Consider the following 22,148-nt stretch of genomic DNA (forward strand, 5'->3'; position numbering starts at 1 on the left):
GATGATCGACTACTTTGTTTCCAACAGCCTAAAGGGCCAACAGACACAATCAAGTCGATTATCCGTGAACACGTCATTCTGAAGAATAATTAATGAAAAAGGCCCCCGCATTTCTGCGGAGGCCTTTGAATAATCTGTCGCTAAGAACTTAGTTGCTCAGAGTTTGCAAGTATCCAATCAGATTTGCACGCTCTTCGATTTTGTTCAAACCGTTGAAGCTCATGGCTGTGCCTGGCGCAAAGTTGCGTGGGCTTTCAACGAAAGCATTCAACTGCTCAGGCGTCCAGTTTCCTTCGAGACCATCTAATGTGCCTGAGAAACCAAAACCTTCTGCAGAAGCGATATCACGATCAACGATGTTGTAAAGTGATGGACCTACGCCGTTTTCACCTTCAGCGATTGAGTGACACGCGCTACATTTGCGAAACACACGTTCGCCGCGGCCGATATCGGCAGATGCCAATAAGGTAGCGAAGTCTGGGCCTTCTTCTTCAGCACCGGCATCAGCCGCTTCAGCAACTTCGATCACATAAGCGTCGTGCGCTTCTGCGCCGTGACCTGCAGCAGCCGTATGGTAAAGAGAGTCAGATGCCCACTTCGCCAATAGAAAGATCAGAAAGGCGCCACAGAAGCCGCCTAGGATTTTTGTAAATGTCATAGTGTCGAACATGTCGCGTCCCATGTTGCTCGTTTTTCCGGCCTATCTATCCGCTTCCATTGCCTTTCTGCAAGGTGTAGTTACCGCGACCAATCGACCAATTTGCAAAAATACCAGTAGAAAGAGGGAAAATGGCTGAAAAAATTGCATTTCAGGGGGAGCTAGGTGCCTATTCCCACGAAGCATGCCGTATTGCGCGGCCGAATCTCGAGCCCTTACCCTGCCGCACTTTTGAAGACGCGATAGAGGCTGTTCGCAGCGGGGCAGCAGAACTTGCAGCACTACCGGTAGAGAATTCAACCTATGGTCGGGTCGCCGATATTCATAGCCTGCTGCCACGTTCAGGCCTTCACATAATTGATGAAGCTTTTGTGCGCGTTCACATCAACCTATTAGGTGTGCCAGGAACAACCATCGACGACATTCAATCAGCGATGAGCCATACTGTTTTACTGGGCCAATGCCGTAACTTCCTAGGAAAACATGGCATTCATCGTGTTGTTGGCGCAGATACTGCGGGATCTGCCAAACAGGTTTCCGAAGACGCTAATCCAGCACAGGCCGCTTTGGCTTCTGAACTCGCAGGAGAGATCTACGGGCTCGATTTGCTCGCGCGTCATATAGAAGACGAAGGCAACAACACCACTCGTTTTCTTATCATGTCGCGTGAACCTAACCTGACCCGCCGCGGTGATTCGCCCATGCTCACCAGCTTTGTATTCCGGGTTCGCAACATCCCTGCTGCTCTCTACAAAGCGATGGGGGGATTCGCCACAAATGGCATCAACATGATCAAACTCGAAAGTTACATGGTTGATGGCTCATTTACTGCGACTCAATTTTTTGCCGAAATCGAAGGCCATCCAGATGACCGGAACGTACAATTGGCAATGGAAGAGCTGTCTTATTTCACTTCAGAAGTAAAGTTATTGGGCGTTTATCCCTCAGCTTCAAAGCGCTAAATAAGAAAAAGCGCCTTAACGGCGCTTTTCAATCTCATCCGCAAATTCAGCGATTCGCTTTTTGTAACGCCGGGTGAGATTAGATTTTACCAGTTTCAGAGATTGCACCGTAAGACGCCCCCCGATCGATGTCGGTTTGAGCTCAGTCGTCACCGATAAGCGCGTTCTATTCGCAGCAAGCGCGAGCAATTCCACATTCACTTCGCCCCTCAGCCCAGTTGAAATCGTTATGATATCCAAACCGTTGGGCGCCTCATTACGCACCAATTCTGCTGCAACCTGACGATCCTTACTCCGGAATTTGAACCCCAGATCCCATCCCTTCAATGCATTGGCTTGGACCAAAGATGTTCTTGGATGCACCGTCGCCCCGCGTCTTAATGCAAGACGCTCAAAAGCCTGAAAATCTGAAACAGCCGCAAACACTTCGTGGATTGGTGCTTGGATGTCTTCGCGTGTTGAGAATTTCATAGCCCTGCCTGTTTTTTTGAGTTGGCGCTATTTTGCTTTAATTCAGACGATCCGCAAGCCAATTAGACAGAATAAAATGCGCAATTGAACCTACTCTTGCAGGTTTCATCTTTGGATGCTCCCCCGCAAAAGCCGTCATCATGTCTTCACGGGTCACCCAAAACGCATCCTCAATTTCCTCAAGGTCTATGGTTATCTCTGTATTCAATGCCTCTCCCCAGCAGCCAAACATCAAAGAATTTGGGAATGGCCATGGCTGACTAGATAAGTAAGAAACCGCACCCACATTGATACCGGCCTCTTCAACGACTTCCCGTCGAACAGCAGCTTCTATCGTTTCACCCGGTTCGACGAATCCCGCCAACAAAGAATACATCCCTTCGGGCCAACCTGGGCTGCGCCCCATCAAAACGCTGTTTCCATGCGTGATCAGCATTATCACCACCGGGTCGGTACGCGGAAAATGCGGTGTCCCACATGCCTCGCAATTACGTTGCCATCCCGCCATAGCCATTTCGCTTTTCTGGCCGCATTTTGCACAAAACCCATGACTGCTGTGCCAAGCCAACATAGCCTTTGCCGTCACAAGCAACTCACCGTCACGCCTTGAAAAATGTGTCATTACACTACGCAATTCAACAAATCGGTGCTCCGGTGGGCAATCTGGATGTTTTTGCTCACTCGGATCAACAAACTGCCCGACATCAGACAAATCTTGTGCTTCAGGCTCCCAATCAGAAATATCAACGGCAAATCGCGCTATGCCCCCATCATCCCCCAAGTAGATCGCTTGCGAAAATCGCTCAGACAACCACTCAGTATGTGTTGGTAAAAAACCCGCCGCATCCCGTGCATGCCCCGCAATCAACGGCTTGCCGCGCCAAATTGGTAAGACAGTCGCACCCTCTGACAACCACAACGCGCTGATCGCTTCGACATCCCCACGCAATTCAGCCCGTCGTTCCAAACCCGACCCACCAAAAGTCACCTGTTCAGCAATTTTCATTTTGCACTCCCTGTTGCGGGCTTTGTTGCATGTGAAAAAACAGATGGCAATTTGCAACATTGCAACCTAAGGTGGATAAATATTCAAAAAATTATCTATTTCTCTAGCAACCCGCAAAAACCACCGTTAATGTCTCATCAACATCATCTGGCTGACCTACGGTATTGGTATTTGTAGTTTTTTTAACAAGTCGCGGGTGGAAAAACGTATAACCAATACCGAGTACCGGCGCTGTTTATAGGTCGGCACTGCAGGAGCCGCCTTGATTACACTGCATCCCTTTTCTGCCAATGCAGCCAAAGACCAAGCCCACTTGCGCCTAATCGAAACCACCGATTTGCACGTGCACGTGTTGCCGTATGATTACTATACAGATCGGCCTGACGATTCGATTGGGTTAGCGCGTATCGCATCGTTAGTTTCAAATCTGCGCAGTGATGCAAGCAATTCTTTGCTTTTCGATGACGGTGATTTTCTTCAGGGTAGCCCCATGGGGGATTACATTGCCTATGAACGTGGCATGCGCGACGGCGACCTTCACCCTATTATAGCCGCGATGAATGCGATGGAGTTTGATGCCGCAACGATAGGCAATCATGAGTTCAATTACGGGCTAAGCTTTTTGTTGAAATCCCTCGCAGGTGCTGAGTTTCCCGTCGTTTCCGCAAATGTAGTTCGTGAAAAACGAAACGAACCAACAAATGATACCCCTCTCGTGCCCCCATACAAAATCCTGAACCGCGTGGTCATCGATGGGATTGGGCAACACCACAACATCAAGATTGGGGTTATTGGCTTTGTCCCGCCATTGGTGATGAATTGGGATCGGCGTCATTTAGAAGGCAATGTTCAAACCCGAGACATTATAGAAGCCGCTCAGGCATATATTCCAGAAATGAAAGAGCGTGGCGCAGAACTAATTATCGCGCTGAACCATTCTGGCATCGCCGAAGCTAACACTTTTGAGGGACAAGAAAACACTTCGGTCGCCCTAGCCGCCATTGACGGAATCGATGCAATCCTTTCGGGTCACCAACATTTGCTTTTCCCAGGTCCAGCGTTTGACGGTCTTATCGGTGTCGACACCCAAAAGGGCACTTTGATGGGAAAGCCAGCCGTAATGGGTGGATTCTGGGGATCACACTTGGGCCTCATTGATCTGATGATTGAACAAAGCGGCGGGCAATGGCGCGTTATAGCTCATGAAAGCAAAACCTGCCCAATGCCGCCTCACCGAGAAAAGGCTGAAAAGTTCTCTGATTGCTCGCGCCCTGTTCTTTCTGCGGTTCAGAAAGCGCATGCCGAAACCCTTCAGTATGTCAGACGGGGGGTTGGAAAAACCTCCACACCACTGCACAGTTATTTTTCGCTGATAGCTCCCGATGCCTCTGAGCAACTCGTTTCTTCGGCACAATTATGGTATCTGAAGATGATGCTTGAGGATAGCGAGTACGATCAACTCCCCCTTCTATCAGCTTCAGCTCCGTTTAAAGCAGGTGGCCGAGGTGGCCCCACCAATTACACGGATGTTCCTGCGGGCGATTTGGCCATTCGTAATATCGCCGACCTCTATCTTTACCCAAATACATTTCGGGCACTATGCATCACCGGTTTAGAGCTAACAGAATGGCTAGAGCGATCTGCGGGGCAGTTCAATCAAATCCATCCGGGACAGCAAAACCAGATTTTGCTGAACCCTGACTTTCCTAGCTATAACTTTGATGTGGTGTCGGGTGTAACTTACACCATCGACCTTAGTCAGCCCTCTCGTCTCGACTCCAGAGGCGTTTTGGTGAACCCAAAGGCCCGACGCATTACGCAATTGCAATATCAAGGTGTTGATGTTCGCACAGATCAAAAATTTATCATTGCTACAAACAGCTACCGCGCGAGCGGCGGTGGTGACTTCCCTGGGGCATTTACTGATAACACTGTCTTTGAAGGCCCGGATACCAATCGCGACGTGATTGCACGTTACATCTTAGAACATGACGTCATTCATCCAAATACCGATCGCAATTGGTCTTTTGCACCGATGCCGGACACGACCGTACTCTTTGATACCAGTCCGGCGGCACATACCTTCCTCGGGGACATCGATCATATGAACATCACACCTGATGGGAACACCGAAGACGGCTTTGCGCGATTTAAGATCAAATTGTGATCTTTCCCATCGGAATTTCCCCTCATTCTTGTTTGTCAGATTGGTTTAGGCCTATTCTGAAATCAAAAGGGAACGCGCCATGGGCTTTTTTCGCAAAATCATTTTCTCAAGCCTCATTGGTGGGGCGGGCCTGCTGTACCTTACAAACCCATCGGACACTGTAGCCCAAGAACAGTTTCGCGATGTATTTGTCGAAGACGTCGTTCTCTCACGGACACCAGATGATCTAAATGCGGGTGAAACCGCTTTGCTTGCTTTGTGCCGCGCCACACCGGATCAATGCTATGACGCTGTTCAACTTGGTCTGCGGTTTGCTTTCAGTGACCTATACATTGCAAAGCGTGTTCAGGTGTCTGGCTTTGGTGGTGGTATGAACTGCCTGAGCACACGATTTAAAATGTGGTGCACCGCGCCATAACGGGGCAGACTCACCCTTGCAATACATCAACGGCTCCCCTAAATAGAGCTTGAGAGGTTGGCGCGGGCGAGCGCCTCGCCAACCTGGTCAGATCCGGAAGGAAGCAGCCACAACGAGCCCCGCTTGGGTCGATGTCCAGCCTCTCACCCTTACGCCCTGCAATCGGTTGCTAACGCAATATCGATGGGCGGTTCCCAAATCAGGCCAACGCCTTGGTTGAAATTTACGCAATTTTTTTATGTATCGCTGCCCGAAGACGAGAACGCAGGCTGCTGTACATGACAAGCATCTGCGACTACATCGAAGACATGTGAATGGGACCGGGAATGTGTATAACAGAAAAGTTTCTCACCCCAAATGGCACTAAAAGATGACATTGGCACAAATTTTATTCACAGCGGTGCTACTTACTTTTGTATTTAACACCCCGTCCGCAGCTGAACTGCCCAGAAATGCTTCGTTCCCCGCAATCGCCGCACACCACTGCAACGCAGAATGGGCTAGAATTGAAGAATTAACCCCAGACGCTTGGGCTGCGTACGATTTGCTCGAAATTGTCCCAGAGATTGATCCCGTCACCACCGAAGCATATAATAAGTTCGCTACGGCAACAATTGCATTTGGAGACTATACAACGTCCTTCGTAGGCTTCTATGACGAAGAAAATCATACTCCCTCATATATAGCTCTGGCACGCGCGCAATACGACTTGGCAATTTGCCTTACCCTAACGGAAACGGAACGGAACTTAATCGTCGATTTGGCGCGAACAGAATTCGACGAAGCTGATACTGATATTCACGCAGTCTTATTTGAACCCTTCGACCTATTTGAGTGTTTGCAAATGGCCCAAGCGAGCGAAGCAATCTTCGCCCTAGAATTATCGCATCAATCTTTGCCGTTCGATTTTACAGCTATCACATCGGCAAATATGAAAATATGCAACTAATCTCAGTACAACATATTTCACAGTCGATTGTTCATTGAAAAATTAGGCAGCATCCATAGGTCTTGCTTGCCACTCCTGACCCTCCACAAACATTTCTCAGCCTCCTTTCTCTTTCGGCTTTCAGGAAGCTCCTTCTCCTTCAACCCCATACCTCAGAGGCCCAGGCATATTGACCTTCTGTTTCAACCGCGCACGGTCGGACCGCGCGCAGGCGCTTCAATGCAATCTCTGGGGATTCCCCCAATTCGACCATCAACCGCAAAAGCACCATCCCCGAGCGCCCACATCCCCCCATGCAGTGGACTAGGACACGTCCTCCATCCGACAATGTTTTCTTTGCATAGGGTGAAACCTCCAGCCATTTAGCGACGATCGCAGCATTCGGTGCACCAAAATCAACGATGGGCAAATGCCGCCAATCAATTCCAGCATTGCTTAAATCTTGTGGGAACGTATCGGCCCCTACTCGGGTAAACTCCTGAGTTTCGGTCATGCTCAAAACCAGACTCGGTTGCCATTCCCGAATCTGATCAAAGTCCTGCGCATACTGGCCAAATTTCCCCGGGCAGGGGCAAATACCTAATGCGCCCCCGCCCGCCGAAAGTGTCGTTATCTCAAAGCTCATCCCGTCCAACTTCCCAAAAATTCTGCCATTTCGTCGTCACCCGCCATCTCAGCCAATCGTGGCATCATCATTGCCCCAGCACGTAGCGCCAATTCGGCACATGCCACATGTTTCCGATCTTGGCGTGACGGGCAATTTTCGGACCCATGCACAATCGTAGACAATAGATCACCGCCAAAGTTATTCACATGGGCCAAGTCAGGGTCCAAAGACAAAAGGTAGCCCATCATTTCTGGCAACCCTTCCCAACCAGCGACCTGCACGGGCGTTAATCCCTCTGTATCGGGAGCATCGAAATCCAACCCCAGCGCAACCAGATGTTTTACCCGATCCACGCGCCCCGGCATTCCTGCCATTTGGCGCAAAATATCTTTGAACGCATCAGGAAGGGCAACATCACGTAAGGCATTTACCTCAACCGATTCATCCACAGCAGATACTAAATGCTGCTCGACTTCCGACAGATCACAATCCACACCGTTGGCCCTGATCGCTTCAGCCACAGCAATATTCCCAAACACCCGAGCATAAGCATAGGCCGTGACACCCTGATAGCGACGGTTCGGATCGGCCTCATTGTTCATCAGCAATGTCACCATATCACCGTCACACATACGGCGCGCAGCCTGATGTAGCGCCGGAATAACCCACGGCAATTCCCCCCCAACCGGATCAGCCGCAAATTCATTTGGGTCCGCCCCCGCCTCAAGCAAAAGCTGCACCGCGCCCAAATCGTGAAAATCCATCGCCCGCAGTAGCGCATTTGTTCCCGCAGGTTTTGCGCCATGCTTTAATAACATCTTTAAGCCATCGTGATGCCCAAGCTCTGTCGAATGATACAAGGATTCATTGTCGTTAGGGTTGGCCCCCTGATCCAATAACCACTGGGCTAAAATCATATTGTTGGCGTGCCCCAACGCCCCATAAAGCGCAGACAATCCGTGTTCGTCAGACGGCCCCGGCTGCACCATGACATCGTCCACATCTGCCCCATGCGCCACAAGCAGCTCCGCAATTTCCAACATATCATCGGCCAAATCAGGACGCAGATGAATGTAGCGCGAAAACGCCAGATGCAGCATTGGGCGACGTGGCCCCAACAACCGCACCGCTGCGGTTGGGTCTTGCGCTAAGGCACCCCTCACAGCTGCAACATCATAAAGTGCGATTTCCAACCCCAAAACACCTTGGGCCAGATCGGGCGTATCAGCGAGCAGGCGCTCAACGATGCTGTTTTGACCATGAAACAATGCAATTTTTAGGCGTTGCTGCTTGGATGCGCGGTCCATCCCTTGGCTTTCGACTGCAAACTTCAACTGCGGCCAACTGCCAAAACTGTTTTCCTGCGCCACCACGTGCAAAAAATCCGCGTATTTAAGCGGTTCGCCGTCGGCCCGCGGCGGATGCATCCGAACGCGATACAGCGCACGATCATCCTGAAGTTTATAATCTTTGCGGAGTTTTTTCGCATCGCGGCGCAAATGTTCTAGGGATAAAGTCACCAACTGGGACATGGGGTTTCTCCTGAGATTTGCCCTTGGTCTGCTATCGGGCGCAAGAAAAACCGGAAATCACGGCCTATTTGATGATGGGGATCGATGCGATTTTCCGCAGACCAGGAGGCCACCCCAATGGCCCTTCCAGAAAATGCTAACCCATCGCTGGACGTTAGGCAACTCTCCCCTTACTCTGGCGCTGACAGACAGCTCAGAGGCATTCATGACTGACACAAACGATTCCGGCTATCAGGTTCTCGCCCGCAAATACCGCCCGGAAACCTTTGCCGATCTGGTGGGTCAGGATGCGATGGTGCGCACCCTGAAAAATGCGTTTGAAGCTGACCGCATTGCGCAAGCATTTGTCATGACTGGTATTCGCGGCACCGGCAAAACCACCACCGCGCGCATTATTGCAAAGGGCATGAACTGTATCGGTGCAGACGGCCAAGGCGGACCAACGACAGACCCTTGCGGCACCTGTGAACATTGTGTGGGCATCATGGAAGGCCGCCACGTTGACGTGATGGAAATGGATGCCGCATCGCGCACAGGTGTGGGTGACATTCGCGAAATCATTGATTCTGTTCATTATCGCGCTGCCTCAGCCCGTTATAAGATTTACATCATCGATGAGGTTCACATGCTGTCGACCAGTGCGTTCAATGCGCTGCTCAAAACGCTGGAAGAACCCCCAGCCCATGTCAAATTCATCTTTGCCACCACCGAAATTCGCAAAGTCCCGGTAACCGTGCTGTCGCGGTGCCAACGCTTTGACCTGCGTCGCATTGAACCCGAAGTGATGATTGCTCTGTTGCAAAAAATTGCTGGCTCGGAAAACGCTGAAATCACCGATGACGCGCTCGCGCTGATCACTCGTGCCGCCGAAGGGTCGGCGCGCGATGCGACCTCTTTGCTGGATCAGGCCATTTCGCATGGCGCGGGCGAAACCACGGTGGACCAAGTGCGCGCGATGCTCGGCCTTGCTGATCGCGGACGGGTGCTTGATCTGTTTGACATGATCATGCGTGGCGATGCCGCTGCGGCCCTGACTGAATTGTCGGGCCAATACGCTGATGGCGCTGATCCGATGGCCGTATTGCGGGATTTGGCGGAAATCACTCATTGGGTATCTGTTGTTAAAATCACCCCAGAAGCCGCCGAAGACCCCACCGTTTCCCCCGATGAACGCGCTCGCGGTCAGGCCATGGCTGAAAAACTGCCGATGCGCGTCATGACGCGTATGTGGCAGATGCTATTGAAAGCGTTGGAAGAGGTCGCAATGGCCCCCAATGCGATGATGGCGGCTGAAATGGCTGTGATCCGCCTCACCCATGTTGCTGACCTCCCCTCACCTGAAGAATTGGTTCGTAAACTCAAAGACACACCACCACCGCCCCCACCAAATAATGGCCCATCTGGTCCAAGCGGTGGATATGCTGGACAAAACAATAATGCCCCCATGGCTGGCAACGCTATCAGCACGCCCCAGTCCACCGCGCCATCCGGTAGTGGCGCGACCATGGCACTCGCTGTTCAGCGCGAAGATGCCCTCGCCCGGTACGCCCGGTTTGACCACGTGGTTGAACTCATCCGATCTTATCGCGACGCAAAACTATTGATCGACGTTGAAACTGGCATCAAACTTGTCAGCTACAGCCCCGGTCGCATTGAATTTGAACCCTCCTCCTCTGCACCCCGAGACCTTGCGCAGCGCCTTGGCGCACGTTTGCAAAGCTGGACAGGTGCACGGTGGGCCATTTCCATCGTGGCCGAAGGGGGCGCCGATACCATCGCCCAAACCCGCGATGCTGCCGGCGAAGCGCTCAAAGAACAAGCCCGCGCGCACCCTTTGGTTCAGGCCGCATTGGCCGCCTTTCCATCAGCGCGGATCAGCGATATTCGCTCGAACGAAGAAATCCAAACCGAAGCCGCGATAGAAGCGCTGCCGGAAGTCGAAGATGAATGGGACCCCTTTGAACAAGACTAACCCCTTCCCGCACGAACACCTGACAACTGAACGCCTGCGCCTACGCCCAATTTCACCGGCTGACGCTGGCGCCTTGTCTGATCTCATGTCCGAAGACATCAGCAAATGGGTGGCCAGCTGGCCCTTTCCAATCACCGCAGCCGCCGCTGCTGAGATGATCGAAAAGTCCATCAATCCTTATACGTTTTACGCGGTGATCACGCTTGCGGACAGTGACACTGTCATCGGCTGTATAAAAACAGAACGCTCAGGCCGCGCTGCTGAAATCGGCTATTGGATCGGCAACGCATTTCAGCGCAAAGGTTACCTGTCTGAGGCAGCAACAGCCGTCATTGATGTGATGCGTGACGATCCCGACCTCAAACTTCTGATCGCAGGGGCACAGCTGAAAAACAACGCCTCCCACGCTTTGCTTGAAAAACTGGGGTTTGCACCTAGCCATGAGGCCGACGTCTACGCCCCAGCCCGTGATCAATATGAACGTTGCCAGTTCTGGCAAATGCCACTCTGACCTCTTGTAGCGCGGCCCTTGCGCCCGTATCTAAGACACAACAGATTTTAAAGGAGACCCCAATGCTCAAAGGACTGGGACAGCTTGGCGACATGGCCAAGATGATGAAACAAGCGCAAGAACTGCAAGGCAAGATGGCCGAAATGCAAGACAGCCTAAACAGCATCACCGTCATCGGTGAAAGCGGTGCCGGCCTCGTCAAAGCGACAGCAACCGCCAAAGGCGAATTGACAGCCCTTGATATCGACCCATCCATTTTTCATGCAGACGAGAAAGAAGTGGTCGAAGATTTGATCCTTGCTGCAGTGAAAGATGCCCAAGCAAAGGCAGCAGATCGCAGTCAACGTGAGATGCAAAGCCTCACCGAAAGCATGGGTCTGCCGGCTGATATGAATCTGCCGTTCTAATCCATGACCCAAGCGCCGCGCGATATCGAAGTCCTGATTGACCTCATGGCAAAACTGCCGGGCCTTGGCCCGCGCTCTGCCCGTCGCGCGGTATTGCATCTGGTGAAAAAGCGCGGTGCCTTGCTATCGCCAATGGCCGATGCAATGCAAACCGTCGCCGCGACGGCACGTGAATGCGTGGAATGCGGCAATATCGGCACTGCCGACACTTGTGCCATTTGCAGTGACCCAAAACGCGCCAATGGCGAAATCTGCGTGGTCGAAGACGTTGCTGATCTCTGGGCGATGGAGCGCGCACAGGTGTTTCAAGGACGTTATCACGTTCTCGGCGGCACGCTATCCGCGCTTGATGCCGTGGGGCCGGATGAGCTGCGCATTCCAAAGCTGATGTCGCGCATCGCTTCCGATGGTATTTCCGAAGTGATCCTTGCCTTAAATGCTACGATTGATGGGCAAACCACAGTCCATTACATCGCTGATCAACTTGAAAACTCAGGCGTGCGCATGACCTCTCTTGCCCAAGGTGTGCCCATCGGCGGGGAACTAGATTATCTAGACGACGGCACCATTTCCGCCGCCCTAAAGGCCCGTAAATCACTTTAATCTTCAGAAATAGAACATAAAAAAGCCCCGGTCTAAACCGAGGCTTTTCTGATTTAGTTCGTAGACGTAACTTATTCGTCGTCGCTATCGTTTCCTGATGGCAGATTAAAGAAGCTATCCGCATCTGGCACGGCCTCTTCGTTTTCATCGTCTTTTTCTGTTGCGCCGCTCAGGCTAAAGGTTTCAAGCCCAGCAATCGCAGTTGGGATTTTTGGTTCGGCTTCCATGCCCAAAGATTGCTCAGTCGAAACCAACTTACGACGCTCTTCGTCGCTCATGATGCCGTCTGCAGCTTTCTTTGCGTTGGCTTTTTGCACCGCTTGGTCCAACTCAGACTGCTTACACAAACCCAATGCGACGGGATCGATAGGCTGAATGTTCGCGATATTCCAATGGGTGCGTTCACGAATGGCCTGAATAGTGGGTTTCGTAGTCCCGATCAGTTTTGACACCTGACCATCAGACAATTCAGGGTGAAACTTCACCAACCACAGAATAGACGCCGGGCGATCCTGACGTTTAGAAAGAGGAGTGTAACGTGGACCACGGCGTTTTTCTTCGCCTGCCGCTGCTGCATTGAACTTCAAACGAAGCTTGTGCAGTGGGCTATTTTGCGCCGCATCAATTTCTTCTTGGGTCAGTTGATTATTGCTGATCGGGTCAAAACCTTTGACACCTTGTGCCACATCGCCATCTGCAATACCCTGAATTTCCAACTCATGCATGCCGACGAAATCAGCGATCTGCTTAAAGCTGATCGTTGTGTTGTCCACCAGCCATACAGCGGTTGCTTTTGCCATAATTGGTTTGGCCATTGGTCTCTCCTTCAGATACATCTCTCCCGTCGGGGGAAAACGGTGCGGCGCTGCCGCGTTTTAACGTTTTCGGGGGATTTGGCCCGTATATAGTACGCCAAACCAAAAGAGGAAAGAGAAAATGCGTAAACTGTTTTTTTGGGTCATGATGAGCTTTCTGCTACCTCTGATCCATACGAATCCATTGCGCGCCGACGGCGAACCTGCCGGGGATTTTGACTATTATGTTCTATCCCTAAGCTGGTCGCCCAATTGGTGTGCGCTCGAAGGGGATGGGCGCAATGCACCAGAATGCGAGGAAGGCGCTGAATTGGGTTGGATCATGCATGGTTTATGGCCTCAGTATGAGCAAGGATGGCCTAGCTATTGCAACACTGTCGAACGCAACCCGTCTCGCTCAGATACAGCGGAAATGGCTGATATTATGGGAAGTGGTGGATTGGCCTGGCACCAATGGAACAAACACGGGCGCTGTTCAGGCCTATCGTCTGACGCCTATTATGCGTTATCACGCGAAGCCTATGAATTGGTCACCCGCCCTACTGCATTTCGACGGCTGCAAGACGATATCCGCCTACCGGCCTCAGTGGTGCAAGGTGCGTTTTTAGCAGAAAATGGTGGCATGACCGAAGATGGGTTAACCGTGACCTGCCGCGAAAACTTTATCCAAGAGGTGCGAATCTGTTTAACACCTGATTTGGAATTCCGCACATGTGGTCAAGATACCATTCGCGATTGCAGCCTCTCCAGCGCAACGATGCATCCCTTGCGGTAGCCTAAAGGGAGGCCTACGGCGTACTCTATATCTCAGGGGTTTCCAATGGAAACCCCTTCGGATGTACTGCGCACATACCGACACTTGCATACACGAGAATCATACGGTTTGTACCCAGGTACGGCACACCAATCATCCAACCGCAATACGCGGTCGGCCGGACGCAATGACCGTAATCTCCGCATCCAGGAAATCATCGGCATTGTCCTCTCCAGTTCTGTTTATCTCCTCTTCCACAGAGGTTCTTAAATCTTCTGCCCCCGCAGATTTGGCAGCGGCTACAGCTGTTTCTGTGAGATAGGATTTCAACGCCTCAAGCGCTTCACTTTCCGAGGGAAAATCCTTGTTTTCATTCGGAAAATGCACTCTGTACGCGCCTTTTGAAGGCGAGGTCACTACACCGGTTTCACGAATGCTGATCTGGCCAACAACAGCCCCCAAAGCATTGGCAATTTCTGCATGTTCTGGCAGGACCATAGGCGCGCGCAGTCTTTCCCCCACTGCTGGATAATAAGAATGCGCAGAGGCGCCCAATCCAATAACAGGAACGTTTAGCCGCACATCGACCGAAACCAAACCTTGGTGCAAGACAAGACCGTTTTGCGTCAGTTCATGTCGGGCCAGAGCCGTGTTTTCCCCTTTAAATCCGGTATCCTCTTCGAACGCGGATTCAAGGAGTGTCAGCGCGGTCTGTTCCGTCAACTGGTCAATAACCATCTGCGCCAACTGCTGAGCAGAAGACGCAATACGATCCCCCGTATTAACACGACGCCGTGCGAAAAGTTCCGCCGCTTTATCTGCAGCTTTTTGATCCCACACATTCATGCGTTTCAGCACATGGCTCGAGTCAGACGGCGTAAGGGCGGAGAACTGAACATGCCCTCGTTCGACCAAGCGTTTGAGCGATGCGGCCTCCATCCGGTTTTGCAGCAACCCTGTCAAAGCATGCGCTTCTTCGCCAATGCGTGCCAAAAGGCCTGCTTCACGTTCAGACAACCCTGCAACAGACATATCCGCCCGCAAAACAGGCACGACGAATCGGCCATCTGTTTCGGTATTTGCGTCAGAATTCAATTGGCGGTCTAGGGTATCGTGCACCAAGTCAGGCCAATTCTGCGCTGTAAGAGAGATCGGGATAACACGTTGAGGGCCTAGAAAAATCCCACCTTTTAATCCTTCATTTACAAGATGGACTTCGCTATCGCCACCAAGCCCAGTAGTGCGCATTGCGACTGCTTCGACCATCGTTCTGAATTCGCCAACCCTTGCGCCAGCCGGATCAATCATCGGCATCCCATCCCGGAGCAAAGCTACATCCGTTGTGGTACCGCCAATATCCGAAACAAGCGCGTTTGGCTCACCCGTCAACCAACTTGCTCCAACGATTGACGCAGCAGGGCCGGAAAGAATGGTTTCAATCGGACGTTCCCGCGCCATATCCGATGAAATCAACGCGCCATCACCCCGCACAACCATCAGAGGAGCATCAACACCGCGCGTTTGTAGCAGACCTTCGGTTGCGGAAATAAGGTGATCAATCATACCAATGAGCCGCGCATTCAGAACACCTGTCATTGCGCGTTTTGGACCGTTCAGCTTTGAGGACAAATGATGAGAACAAGACACCGGTTTACCCGTCATTTCCTTGATTAACGCCTGTGCCGCCAATTCATGCGCGGGATTTCGCGTTGCAAACGCGCTGGCGACGGCGAAACCCGAAATCTGATTACCGTGCTGAGAAAGCCAATCTCGCAATCCTTCAAGATCGAAAGTCGCAGCTTCAGTACCACTGTGGTTATGACCGCCGGAGAGCTGAATAACGGGATCCCCTTTAAGGGACTCAAATAGCCCCTGACGCATCAGATCTTTTTCATCAAAACCGATAAAAATCAATGCAACTCGGCCGCCCTGCCCTTCGACCAGCGCATTCGTCGCAAGTGTAGTCGAAAGAGAAACTAAGGCAATTTCAGCAGGTTGTGCACCGCTATCATCCATTACCTTTGCAATGGCTGCGCCAACACCTTCAGCCAAGTTATGGCGGGTTGTTAGGGACTTGGCCTTAGCAATAACGTCTTTTTCATCACGCAATAGGACGGCATCCGTATAGGTCCCACCCGTATCTATTCCCAACATTAATGCCATGGCCAATTGCTCCCTCTTCTCTTGGCCTATTGGCCATAGCACAGCCTGCCGCGTCCGATCAGAACCCGACAGAGGTGCGCAAAAACCGACCATTTTCAGATTTTCAAGACAATCTTACCGATGTGGCCTGAACTTTCCATTCTGCTATGGGCTTTCGCAGCGTCTTCTAACGAAAATTCCGAATCCATAACCGGGCCGATTTTGCCCGCTACCAACAACGGCCAGACCTGCGACAACAATTGCTCCGCAATTTTCGCTTTAGCGAGATCCGATTGGGGACGCAGAGTAGAACCTGTCACCGTAAGACGCTTTGCCATGATTTGAGCAAAGTTAATTTCAGCCTTTGGACCGGATAGAAATGCGATGTGAACCATACGGCCTTCAATAGCCAAAGCCCTGATATTGCGACCGATATAGTCACCACCAACCATATCAAGGATCAGATGGGCGTAGCCTTCACCCTTAAGCACAACAACAAAATCCTCATTGCGGTAATTGATCGCGCGTTCCGCACCGAGATCAAGGCATGCCTGACATTTTTCGTCAGAACCAGCCGTGGTGAAAACACGCGCACCAAAAGCATTTGCAAGCTGAATAGCCGTTGTACCGATGCCAGATGATCCACCATGCACCAAAAACCGCTCACCCGCCTGAAGGCCCCCGCGCATGAACACATTTGACCACACGGTGAAAAACGTCTCGGGTAAACAAGCTGCCTGTTTCAGATCCATACCCTTTGGAATTGGCAAAGCATGCATGGCTGGCGCTGTTACGTATTCAGCGTATCCACCACCGGGCAACAGCGCACAAACCTCATCCCCAACGGACCAAGCGCTTACACCTTCGCCAACCGCTACGATTGTTCCCGCACCCTCAAGCCCCGGTAGATCACTCGCTGTCGGGGGGGGCGCATAGCTGCCGGCGCGTTGCAGCGCATCCGGACGATTCACGCCAGCATAAGCCAACTGAATCAGAATTTCGCCATACGCAGGCGTTGGGACCGGGCGTGTTACTGGCATTAAAACTTCGGGACCGCCCGGAGTGGATATTTCGATCGCGCGCATTGTTGTAGGCAAAGTCATTAGGCTTCTTTCGTTTTATCGGTCCAGGTACCGGGGACATCATCGCGTGGAGAGGTGTTAGGCGGTTGAATACGACCGACCATTTCAGAGATCAAACGACCCAATACTGGTGTTTTAGCAACAGCGGCTTTCACTTTTTCAAACTGCATTACGTTGTCGATTCGCCGATCCAGAAAAGCCCATGTTTCTACATGGCCTTCGCTATCGTCCCCCAACCAGTACAGAACAGTCGCACCGTAAACGCCAGAGAGTGTTGCGCGTTTCGTGTACCAATTGGCATCTTCGGACGTGTCCCCCAACGCGTTCCAAATAGCGTCACACGTTCCCCAAATGAGCTTGGCACCGTCTGCAGAATTCTGTGGCAGTGAAAACAAAGACGACCCTCGACGGACCAATTCTTTGTCTTCGATAAGCTTTAATCGCAACTTCACCAAAGCTGCGATTTTGTCCCGAAACCGCATATCCTCAAGGGGTTCAACCTCAAAACGGGCGAGCATTTCAGCATCACCAGCCCGGTGATACGCCATTGCCAGATCAATCCCGCCACGTGGAAAAAGTGCTCGTGCCACCTCAACCGCCACGCCACATTCTTGTGCTGCGAAATTCAGGGGTTCATCCCCCCAACCATCAAAAACCACATGAGGGAGCGATGCATTTAACAATCGTGTTTTCAGTGCTAAATCTTCAGACATAAGCAAACCTTTCACATTCAGCCCAGTAGTAGACAAACCAATCGCGCTTTGCTATAGGGCAGCTTCCTGCAACTTTTGCAAACTTTAACCTAGGAAGGTGGTGACAACCACATGCAGGTCAGTGTTCGCGACAATAACGTCGATCAGGCGCTTCGTGCCCTAAAGAAGAAACTGCAACGCGAAGGTGTATTTCGCGAGATGAAACTTCGTCAGGCTTACGAAAAACCGTCCGAGAAAAAAGCACGCGAGAAGGCAGAAGCAATTCGCCGTTCCCGTAAGCTGGCTCGGAAGAAAGCACAGCGCGAGGGTATGCTCTAAGCGCACGCTTTTTCGAACCAAGCAGTATTTTACTGCAAAGAATTACCCCCGTGCTTCGGCGCGGGGGTTTTTCGTTTTCCGGGTTGTGTTTACCTTATTTGGCCGACAGGGTGCGCGAGAGCATTTTAGGGCAGATTATGACGCGCGATTATCTCCAAGCTATTGCACTTATCATCATCGCGATGACTTTGATCACCGCGGGTGACACTGCGGGAAAACTTCTGGGAGCCGACCATGGGGCTTCGCCCTTCTATGTCGCCTGGAGCCGTTTTCTAATTGGTGCTCTCGCATTCTTGCCATTTGCCGGCGGTTTTGATGGTCGAATTTTTCTAGATTGGCGCATTTGGTTACGCGCGCTGTTTATCGTTTGTGCAATTACGTCGATTTTAACCGCACTCAAAACCGAACCAATTGCCAACGTTTTTGCAATTTTCTTCGTCGGTCCTATCATTTCATATTTTGCATCGGCAATTTTGTTAGGTGAACGGGTGACACTTGCCCGCTCCGCATTGCTTCTATTGGGCTTTGTAGGTGTATTATTCGTGGTCAAACCCGGCTCAGACATGGGGGTTGGCGCTGGATTTGCCTTACTCGCCGGGATATTTTACGGTAGTTTTCTGGTCGCAAGTCGTTGGATTGCGCATGTTGCGCGCCCAAGATTGATGTTACTCAGCCAATTGATCATTGGCTCTGTGCTTCTCACACCACTTGGTTTCTCCGAAATTCCCGACATGTCGCAAAGCATCGCCGTGCTGACCATTATTAGCGCATTAGGCTCAGCTGTTGGTAACCTGTGCCTCATTCTCGCTTACCGACGCAGCGACGCATCAAAGCTTGCGCCATTCCACTATGTTCAGTTAATCGCGGCGGCCATCTTTGGCGTCCTTATATTTGGCAACTGGCCCGACTTATTCGCGCTGTTTGGGATATTGCTATTGCTCACCTCCGGGTTCGCAACGCTGCTGTTACGACGTTAAACGGGCAGCGCTGTTGTTTTGCACACTGTCCGAAGCGCAAAACTGGAATGCATCTGAGCGACACCCGGTAACCGCGCAAGGTATCTCCGGTGAATTTGCGCGAAATCTTCAGTATCATGCGCCACAACCTTAAGAAGGTAATCTGATTTTCCGGCCATCAAATGACACTCGAGCACATCCGGAATTTTTGCGACCTCTCGCTCAAAGGCGTCTAATACTTCATCGGCTTGCCCAGAAAGCGCAATTTCAACAAAGATAGTCGAAGACCGTCCAACTTTGCGCGGGTCCAAAAGCGCGACATAGTCTTTGATATACCCGTCAACTTCCAACCTTTGCACACGCCGATGACATGCCGAAGCGGAAAGGTTAACCTTATCCGCAAGGTCCGCATTCGACATGCGGCCAGCTTTCTGAAGCTGATTCAAAATTCGACGGTCTATACTGTCTAATGCCAAAAGCTCACACGATCCTTTCAATAAGCACATAATATGCGCAACAAACTTCGATAAAACCATACACGAACCACCGATCTTTTCAAGGCAATTGCGTCAATAACCGTGCAAGATTGTCGCAGGAAAAGGAGGAGCAAATATGAAACTAGGTTGCCCTAAAGAGATTAAACCACAAGAATTCCGCGTCGGCATGACCCCCGCTGCCGCACTTGAAGCGATTACAAACGGCCATTCTGTCGTGATTGAAACAGGTGCTGGTCTTGGTGCTGGTTTTTCTGACGAAGACTATACCGCTGCTGGTGCAGAGATTCTCGCGACTGCTGCGGATGTTTTTGCCCAAGCCGATATGATCGTCAAAGTAAAAGAACCCCAAGCAGGTGAGCGTAAAATGCTACGCGAAGGGCAACTGCTATTCACATATTTGCACCTTGCACCCGATCCCGAACAAACACACGATTTGATCGCATCAGGCGCGACATGTATCGCTTATGAAACTGTAACTGACGATCGTGGTGGTCTGCCACTTCTTGCGCCAATGTCTGAAGTTGCAGGTCGTCTTGCGCCTCAGGTCGGTTCCTGGACTTTGCAAAAAGCCAACGGCGGTCGTGGCGTTCTAATGGGCGGCGTACCGGGCGTTGCCCCTGCGAAAGTCGTTGTTATTGGCGGCGGTGTTGTCGGCACACATGCAGCAAAGATCGCTGCGGGTATGGGTGCAGATGTTACTGTTCTTGATCGTTCATTGAACCGCCTAAAATATCTCGACGACGTATTTGGTGGAACATTCAAAAACCAATACGCAACAGCGGGTGCAACAATCGACCTCGTGCGTCAGGCTGATATGGTGATTGGCGCTGTTCTGATCCCGGGTGCTGCCGCCCCTAAACTGATCTCACGTGCGCAACTGTCCGAAATGAAACCGGGCGCAGTTATTGTCGACGTTGCGATTGACCAAGGCGGCTGCTTTGAAACATCAAAAGCAACAACGCACCAAGACCCAATCTATGACGTTGATGGCATCATGCACTATTGCGTTGCCAACATGCCAGGTGCGGTTGCACGCACCTCAACCATCGCTTTGGGCAACGCAACCATGCCGTTCATGCTCGCGCTTGCGAACAAAGGCTGGAAGAAAGCCTGTGCTGACGACAAGCATCTGCTGAATGGTTTGAATGTGCATGCAGGCAAACTCACATATGCAGCTGTGGGTGAAGCACTTGGGCTTGACTACATCAGCGGTGAAGATGCCCTAAACATTTAAGATACAAAAAGGCCCGCAGTTTTGCGGGCCTTTGCTTTGAAGTTCTCAAAAAATTACTTTTTCAGAGAGTCCCGAATTTCAACAAGAATATCCAGCTCTGATGGACCTGCTGGTGCCGCCTCTTCTTCAGCTGCAGCCTTTTCTTTTTCAGCTGCTTCTTTGGCTTTGTTAACAGTTTTAACCAACATAAACACGACCCAAGCGATAATCAGGAAATTCAAGACCGCCATCAGGAACGCACCATATGCAAACGCCGCAGCACCGGCTTCTCTTGCAGCTTCGAGAGATGCATATACCGTTCCATCACCACCCAAGATAACAAAGTTATTGGTAAAGTCTGCACCGCCCGTAAACAGCCCGACAATTGGATTGATCAGATCAGCCACCAACGATTTTACAATCGCAGTAAAGGCCGCACCAATAATGATCCCAACGGCCATGTCCATGACATTGCCCTTGGCGATGAAATCCTTAAATTCTTTCAACATTTCTATTGTCCCTTTTCCCGTTCGCGTTTTTATTGTGCGCATTAACGCACATACCATAGCACGAATTCACACAGGAAAAGCCCCTTTGCTTAGGGGAATTCGTGCTTATTTGTCCCCCATACGGACAGGAGAGCCCAATGACCGATCTAAGCCAATTTGAAATCACAAAGCGCTGGCCCGCGCAAAACGCAGACATTTTGCAGCTATATTCATTTCCCACCCCGAACGGCGTTAAAGTATCCATCGCCCTAGAGGAAATGGGCATCCCTTATGAGGCACATAAAGTCACCCTTTCCGATGCTGACGTAAAAAGCCCCGAATTTTTATCTCTGAACCCAAATAATAAGATCCCGGCAATCATAGACCCGGATGGCCCTGATGGCGCCCCTATCGGTTTGTTTGAAAGTGGCGCTATTCTGATTTATCTCGCTGAAAAATCGGGGCAACTGCTTTCTAAAGATCCAGCAAAGCGATATGAGACCATCCAGTGGCTCATGTTCCAGATGGGTGGCCTTGGTCCCATGTTTGGTCAGCTTGGGTACTTTTACGCCTTCGCAGGTAAAGAAATCGAAGACCCTCGTCCACGTGAACGCTACATCAACGAAGCGAAACGATTGCTAGCGGTTTTAGATAAACAGCTTGAGAACCGCGATTGGATTGCTGGTGAATATTCGATAGCCGACATTGCAATTGCACCCTGGCTACGAGGTGTTGATCTTTTCTACAAAGCAGGCGAAGTCCTTGAGTGGGAAAAGCACAAGAATGTCATAGCATACTTGGATCGTTTCCTCGCGCGTGACGCCGTGCAAAAAGGGCTCGTGCAGCCCCCTCGTGATTAAGCCAGAACAACTGATCATCGGGCCATGGTACTTGGCCCGATGACGCG

24 protein-coding genes and 1 other RNA gene are annotated in these 22,148 nt (G+C 51.2%); 14 read left to right on the plus strand and 11 right to left on the minus strand.

Annotated elements, in window-relative coordinates:
• Window positions 1-148: 148 nt before the first annotated feature.
• Entirely contained in the window at window positions 149-670 is a 522-nt protein-coding gene (locus tag G9C99_RS07510) for a c-type cytochrome (RefSeq protein ID WP_166416824.1), read from the minus strand.
• A 119-nt stretch (window positions 671-789) separates the two neighbouring features.
• Here G9C99_RS07510 and G9C99_RS07515 point away from each other — a divergent pair, with 119 nt between their 5' ends.
• A complete protein-coding gene (locus G9C99_RS07515; RefSeq protein WP_166416825.1) occupies window positions 790-1,620 on the plus strand; it encodes a prephenate dehydratase in 831 nt (276 codons plus the stop codon).
• Between the two features lie 15 nt (window positions 1,621-1,635).
• Here G9C99_RS07515 and G9C99_RS07520 read toward each other — a convergent pair whose 3' ends face one another.
• Complete coding sequence (locus tag G9C99_RS07520; RefSeq protein ID WP_166416826.1) at window positions 1,636-2,091, minus strand: SRPBCC family protein; 456 nt, start codon at window positions 2,089-2,091, stop codon at window positions 1,636-1,638.
• 37 nt (window positions 2,092-2,128) lie between these two features.
• On the minus strand, window positions 2,129-3,097 hold the full coding sequence (gene nudC, locus G9C99_RS07525) for an NAD(+) diphosphatase (protein WP_166416827.1): 969 nt from the start codon (window positions 3,095-3,097) through the stop codon (window positions 2,129-2,131).
• A gap of 262 nt (window positions 3,098-3,359) precedes the next feature.
• Between nudC and G9C99_RS07530 the strand changes: the two genes are divergently transcribed.
• The 4 genes from G9C99_RS07530 to G9C99_RS07545 all read left to right on the plus strand — a co-directional run bounded on the left by G9C99_RS07530 (window position 3,360) and on the right by G9C99_RS07545 (window position 6,631).
• Window positions 3,360-5,264: a bifunctional 2',3'-cyclic-nucleotide 2'-phosphodiesterase/3'-nucleotidase gene (locus G9C99_RS07530; protein WP_166416828.1), complete on the plus strand. Its 1,905-nt coding sequence runs from the start codon at window positions 3,360-3,362 to the stop codon at window positions 5,262-5,264.
• Window positions 5,265-5,343: 79 nt separating this feature from the next.
• Window positions 5,344-5,682: a hypothetical protein gene (locus tag G9C99_RS07535; protein ID WP_166416829.1), complete on the plus strand. Its 339-nt coding sequence runs from the start codon at window positions 5,344-5,346 to the stop codon at window positions 5,680-5,682.
• 50 nt (window positions 5,683-5,732) lie between these two features.
• An RNA gene (ffs, locus tag G9C99_RS07540) (signal recognition particle sRNA small type) lies at window positions 5,733-5,831 on the plus strand.
• 221 nt (window positions 5,832-6,052) lie between these two features.
• Window positions 6,053-6,631 (plus strand): hypothetical protein, encoded by a 579-nt coding sequence (locus tag G9C99_RS07545; RefSeq protein WP_166416830.1) that lies wholly within the window; start codon window positions 6,053-6,055, stop codon window positions 6,629-6,631.
• A gap of 139 nt (window positions 6,632-6,770) precedes the next feature.
• Here the strand turns inward: G9C99_RS07545 and G9C99_RS07550 are convergent, their stop codons facing one another.
• Window positions 6,771-7,256: a phosphatase domain-containing putative toxin gene (locus G9C99_RS07550; RefSeq protein ID WP_166416831.1), complete on the minus strand. Its 486-nt coding sequence runs from the start codon at window positions 7,254-7,256 to the stop codon at window positions 6,771-6,773.
• The gene (locus tag G9C99_RS07555; protein ID WP_168713264.1) at window positions 7,253-8,770 is read right to left on the minus strand and encodes an ankyrin repeat domain-containing protein; all 1,518 of its coding nucleotides are present in this window, start codon (window positions 8,768-8,770) and stop codon (window positions 7,253-7,255) included. Before G9C99_RS07555 ends, G9C99_RS07550 begins: the two co-directional genes overlap by 4 nt.
• A gap of 205 nt (window positions 8,771-8,975) precedes the next feature.
• Here G9C99_RS07555 and G9C99_RS07560 point away from each other — a divergent pair, with 205 nt between their 5' ends.
• From G9C99_RS07560 to recR, 4 genes are all read left to right on the plus strand, one after another.
• Window positions 8,976-10,742, plus strand: a complete 1,767-nt coding sequence (locus tag G9C99_RS07560; RefSeq protein WP_166416832.1) for a DNA polymerase III subunit gamma/tau — start codon at window positions 8,976-8,978, stop codon at window positions 10,740-10,742.
• Window positions 10,729-11,253 carry a GNAT family N-acetyltransferase gene (locus G9C99_RS07565; RefSeq protein WP_166416833.1) on the plus strand — a complete coding sequence of 175 codons (525 nt, stop codon included), beginning with the start codon at window positions 10,729-10,731 and terminating at the stop codon, window positions 11,251-11,253. Before G9C99_RS07560 ends, G9C99_RS07565 begins: the two co-directional genes overlap by 14 nt.
• Window positions 11,254-11,315: 62 nt before the next feature.
• On the plus strand, window positions 11,316-11,660 hold the full coding sequence (locus G9C99_RS07570; RefSeq protein WP_166416834.1) for a YbaB/EbfC family nucleoid-associated protein: 345 nt from the start codon (window positions 11,316-11,318) through the stop codon (window positions 11,658-11,660).
• Window positions 11,661-11,663: 3 nt separating this feature from the next.
• The gene (gene recR, locus G9C99_RS07575; protein WP_166416835.1) at window positions 11,664-12,263 is read left to right on the plus strand and encodes a recombination mediator RecR; all 600 of its coding nucleotides are present in this window, start codon (window positions 11,664-11,666) and stop codon (window positions 12,261-12,263) included.
• A 71-nt stretch (window positions 12,264-12,334) separates the two neighbouring features.
• Here recR and G9C99_RS07580 read toward each other — a convergent pair whose 3' ends face one another.
• Window positions 12,335-13,078: a DUF1013 domain-containing protein gene (locus tag G9C99_RS07580; RefSeq protein WP_166416836.1), complete on the minus strand. Its 744-nt coding sequence runs from the start codon at window positions 13,076-13,078 to the stop codon at window positions 12,335-12,337.
• A 121-nt stretch (window positions 13,079-13,199) separates the two neighbouring features.
• On the opposite strand from G9C99_RS07580, the gene G9C99_RS07585 reads away from it, so the two are divergent.
• Window positions 13,200-13,853 (plus strand): ribonuclease T2 family protein, encoded by a 654-nt coding sequence (locus G9C99_RS07585; protein ID WP_166416837.1) that lies wholly within the window; start codon window positions 13,200-13,202, stop codon window positions 13,851-13,853.
• A gap of 132 nt (window positions 13,854-13,985) precedes the next feature.
• On the opposite strand, the gene G9C99_RS07590 is transcribed toward G9C99_RS07585, so the two are convergent.
• The 3 genes from G9C99_RS07590 to G9C99_RS07600 all read right to left on the minus strand — a co-directional run bounded on the left by G9C99_RS07590 (window position 13,986) and on the right by G9C99_RS07600 (window position 17,769).
• Window positions 13,986-15,995: a hydantoinase/oxoprolinase N-terminal domain-containing protein gene (locus tag G9C99_RS07590; protein ID WP_166416838.1), complete on the minus strand. Its 2,010-nt coding sequence runs from the start codon at window positions 15,993-15,995 to the stop codon at window positions 13,986-13,988.
• A 95-nt stretch (window positions 15,996-16,090) separates the two neighbouring features.
• A complete protein-coding gene (locus G9C99_RS07595) occupies window positions 16,091-17,071 on the minus strand; it encodes an NAD(P)H-quinone oxidoreductase (RefSeq protein WP_166417122.1) in 981 nt (326 codons plus the stop codon).
• 5 nt (window positions 17,072-17,076) lie between these two features.
• Window positions 17,077-17,769: a COQ9 family protein gene (locus tag G9C99_RS07600; RefSeq protein ID WP_166416839.1), complete on the minus strand. Its 693-nt coding sequence runs from the start codon at window positions 17,767-17,769 to the stop codon at window positions 17,077-17,079.
• A 111-nt stretch (window positions 17,770-17,880) separates the two neighbouring features.
• On the opposite strand from G9C99_RS07600, the gene rpsU reads away from it, so the two are divergent.
• Both rpsU and G9C99_RS07610 read left to right on the plus strand, forming a co-directional pair.
• Window positions 17,881-18,087: a 30S ribosomal protein S21 gene (gene rpsU, locus G9C99_RS07605; RefSeq protein WP_166416840.1), complete on the plus strand. Its 207-nt coding sequence runs from the start codon at window positions 17,881-17,883 to the stop codon at window positions 18,085-18,087.
• Between the two features lie 137 nt (window positions 18,088-18,224).
• Window positions 18,225-19,064: a DMT family transporter gene (locus G9C99_RS07610; protein ID WP_166416841.1), complete on the plus strand. Its 840-nt coding sequence runs from the start codon at window positions 18,225-18,227 to the stop codon at window positions 19,062-19,064.
• Here G9C99_RS07610 and G9C99_RS07615 read toward each other — a convergent pair.
• On the minus strand, window positions 19,061-19,519 hold the full coding sequence (locus tag G9C99_RS07615; RefSeq protein ID WP_166417123.1) for an Lrp/AsnC family transcriptional regulator: 459 nt from the start codon (window positions 19,517-19,519) through the stop codon (window positions 19,061-19,063). The genes G9C99_RS07610 and G9C99_RS07615 overlap by 4 nt on opposite strands.
• A gap of 136 nt (window positions 19,520-19,655) precedes the next feature.
• Here G9C99_RS07615 and ald point away from each other — a divergent pair, with 136 nt between their 5' ends.
• A complete protein-coding gene (ald, locus tag G9C99_RS07620) occupies window positions 19,656-20,774 on the plus strand; it encodes an alanine dehydrogenase (RefSeq protein WP_166416842.1) in 1,119 nt (372 codons plus the stop codon).
• A 53-nt stretch (window positions 20,775-20,827) separates the two neighbouring features.
• Here ald and mscL read toward each other — a convergent pair whose 3' ends face one another.
• Window positions 20,828-21,262 (minus strand): large conductance mechanosensitive channel protein MscL, encoded by a 435-nt coding sequence (gene mscL, locus G9C99_RS07625; RefSeq protein ID WP_166416843.1) that lies wholly within the window; start codon window positions 21,260-21,262, stop codon window positions 20,828-20,830.
• A 137-nt stretch (window positions 21,263-21,399) separates the two neighbouring features.
• Here mscL and G9C99_RS07630 point away from each other — a divergent pair, with 137 nt between their 5' ends.
• Window positions 21,400-22,101 carry a glutathione S-transferase N-terminal domain-containing protein gene (locus G9C99_RS07630; RefSeq protein WP_166416844.1) on the plus strand — a complete coding sequence of 234 codons (702 nt, stop codon included), beginning with the start codon at window positions 21,400-21,402 and terminating at the stop codon, window positions 22,099-22,101.
• The last annotated feature ends 47 nt before the right edge of the window (window positions 22,102-22,148 follow it).

Source organism: Cochlodiniinecator piscidefendens (genome assembly GCF_011326755.1).
GTDB classification, from domain to species: Bacteria; Pseudomonadota; Alphaproteobacteria; order Rhodobacterales; family Rhodobacteraceae; genus Cochlodiniinecator; species Cochlodiniinecator piscidefendens.

What these genes read in the sequence shown, in the direction of transcription:
- G9C99_RS07585 (WP_166416837.1), top strand. Translation starts at nt 13,200, where the DNA reads ATGCGTAAACTGTTTTTTTGGGTCATGATGAGCTTTCTGCTACCTCTG.
- G9C99_RS07550 (WP_166416831.1), bottom strand. Translation starts at nt 7,256, where the DNA reads ATGAGCTTTGAGATAACGACACTTTCGGCGGGCGGGGGCGCATTAGGT.
- mscL (WP_166416843.1), bottom strand. Translation starts at nt 21,262, where the DNA reads ATGTTGAAAGAATTTAAGGATTTCATCGCCAAGGGCAATGTCATGGAC.
- G9C99_RS07545 (WP_166416830.1), top strand. Translation starts at nt 6,053, where the DNA reads ATGACATTGGCACAAATTTTATTCACAGCGGTGCTACTTACTTTTGTA.
- rpsU (WP_166416840.1), top strand. Translation starts at nt 17,881, where the DNA reads ATGCAGGTCAGTGTTCGCGACAATAACGTCGATCAGGCGCTTCGTGCC.
- G9C99_RS07600 (WP_166416839.1), bottom strand. Translation starts at nt 17,769, where the DNA reads ATGTCTGAAGATTTAGCACTGAAAACACGATTGTTAAATGCATCGCTC.
- G9C99_RS07520 (WP_166416826.1), bottom strand. Translation starts at nt 2,091, where the DNA reads ATGAAATTCTCAACACGCGAAGACATCCAAGCACCAATCCACGAAGTG.
- G9C99_RS07535 (WP_166416829.1), top strand. Translation starts at nt 5,344, where the DNA reads ATGGGCTTTTTTCGCAAAATCATTTTCTCAAGCCTCATTGGTGGGGCG.
- G9C99_RS07560 (WP_166416832.1), top strand. Translation starts at nt 8,976, where the DNA reads ATGACTGACACAAACGATTCCGGCTATCAGGTTCTCGCCCGCAAATAC.
- G9C99_RS07580 (WP_166416836.1), bottom strand. Translation starts at nt 13,078, where the DNA reads ATGGCCAAACCAATTATGGCAAAAGCAACCGCTGTATGGCTGGTGGAC.
- nudC (WP_166416827.1), bottom strand. Translation starts at nt 3,097, where the DNA reads ATGAAAATTGCTGAACAGGTGACTTTTGGTGGGTCGGGTTTGGAACGA.
- G9C99_RS07610 (WP_166416841.1), top strand. Translation starts at nt 18,225, where the DNA reads ATGACGCGCGATTATCTCCAAGCTATTGCACTTATCATCATCGCGATG.
- G9C99_RS07630 (WP_166416844.1), top strand. Translation starts at nt 21,400, where the DNA reads ATGACCGATCTAAGCCAATTTGAAATCACAAAGCGCTGGCCCGCGCAA.
- G9C99_RS07570 (WP_166416834.1), top strand. Translation starts at nt 11,316, where the DNA reads ATGCTCAAAGGACTGGGACAGCTTGGCGACATGGCCAAGATGATGAAA.
- G9C99_RS07510 (WP_166416824.1), bottom strand. Translation starts at nt 670, where the DNA reads ATGTTCGACACTATGACATTTACAAAAATCCTAGGCGGCTTCTGTGGC.
- G9C99_RS07515 (WP_166416825.1), top strand. Translation starts at nt 790, where the DNA reads ATGGCTGAAAAAATTGCATTTCAGGGGGAGCTAGGTGCCTATTCCCAC.
- recR (WP_166416835.1), top strand. Translation starts at nt 11,664, where the DNA reads ATGACCCAAGCGCCGCGCGATATCGAAGTCCTGATTGACCTCATGGCA.
- G9C99_RS07555 (WP_168713264.1), bottom strand. Translation starts at nt 8,770, where the DNA reads ATGTCCCAGTTGGTGACTTTATCCCTAGAACATTTGCGCCGCGATGCG.
- ald (WP_166416842.1), top strand. Translation starts at nt 19,656, where the DNA reads ATGAAACTAGGTTGCCCTAAAGAGATTAAACCACAAGAATTCCGCGTC.
- G9C99_RS07590 (WP_166416838.1), bottom strand. Translation starts at nt 15,995, where the DNA reads ATGGCATTAATGTTGGGAATAGATACGGGTGGGACCTATACGGATGCC.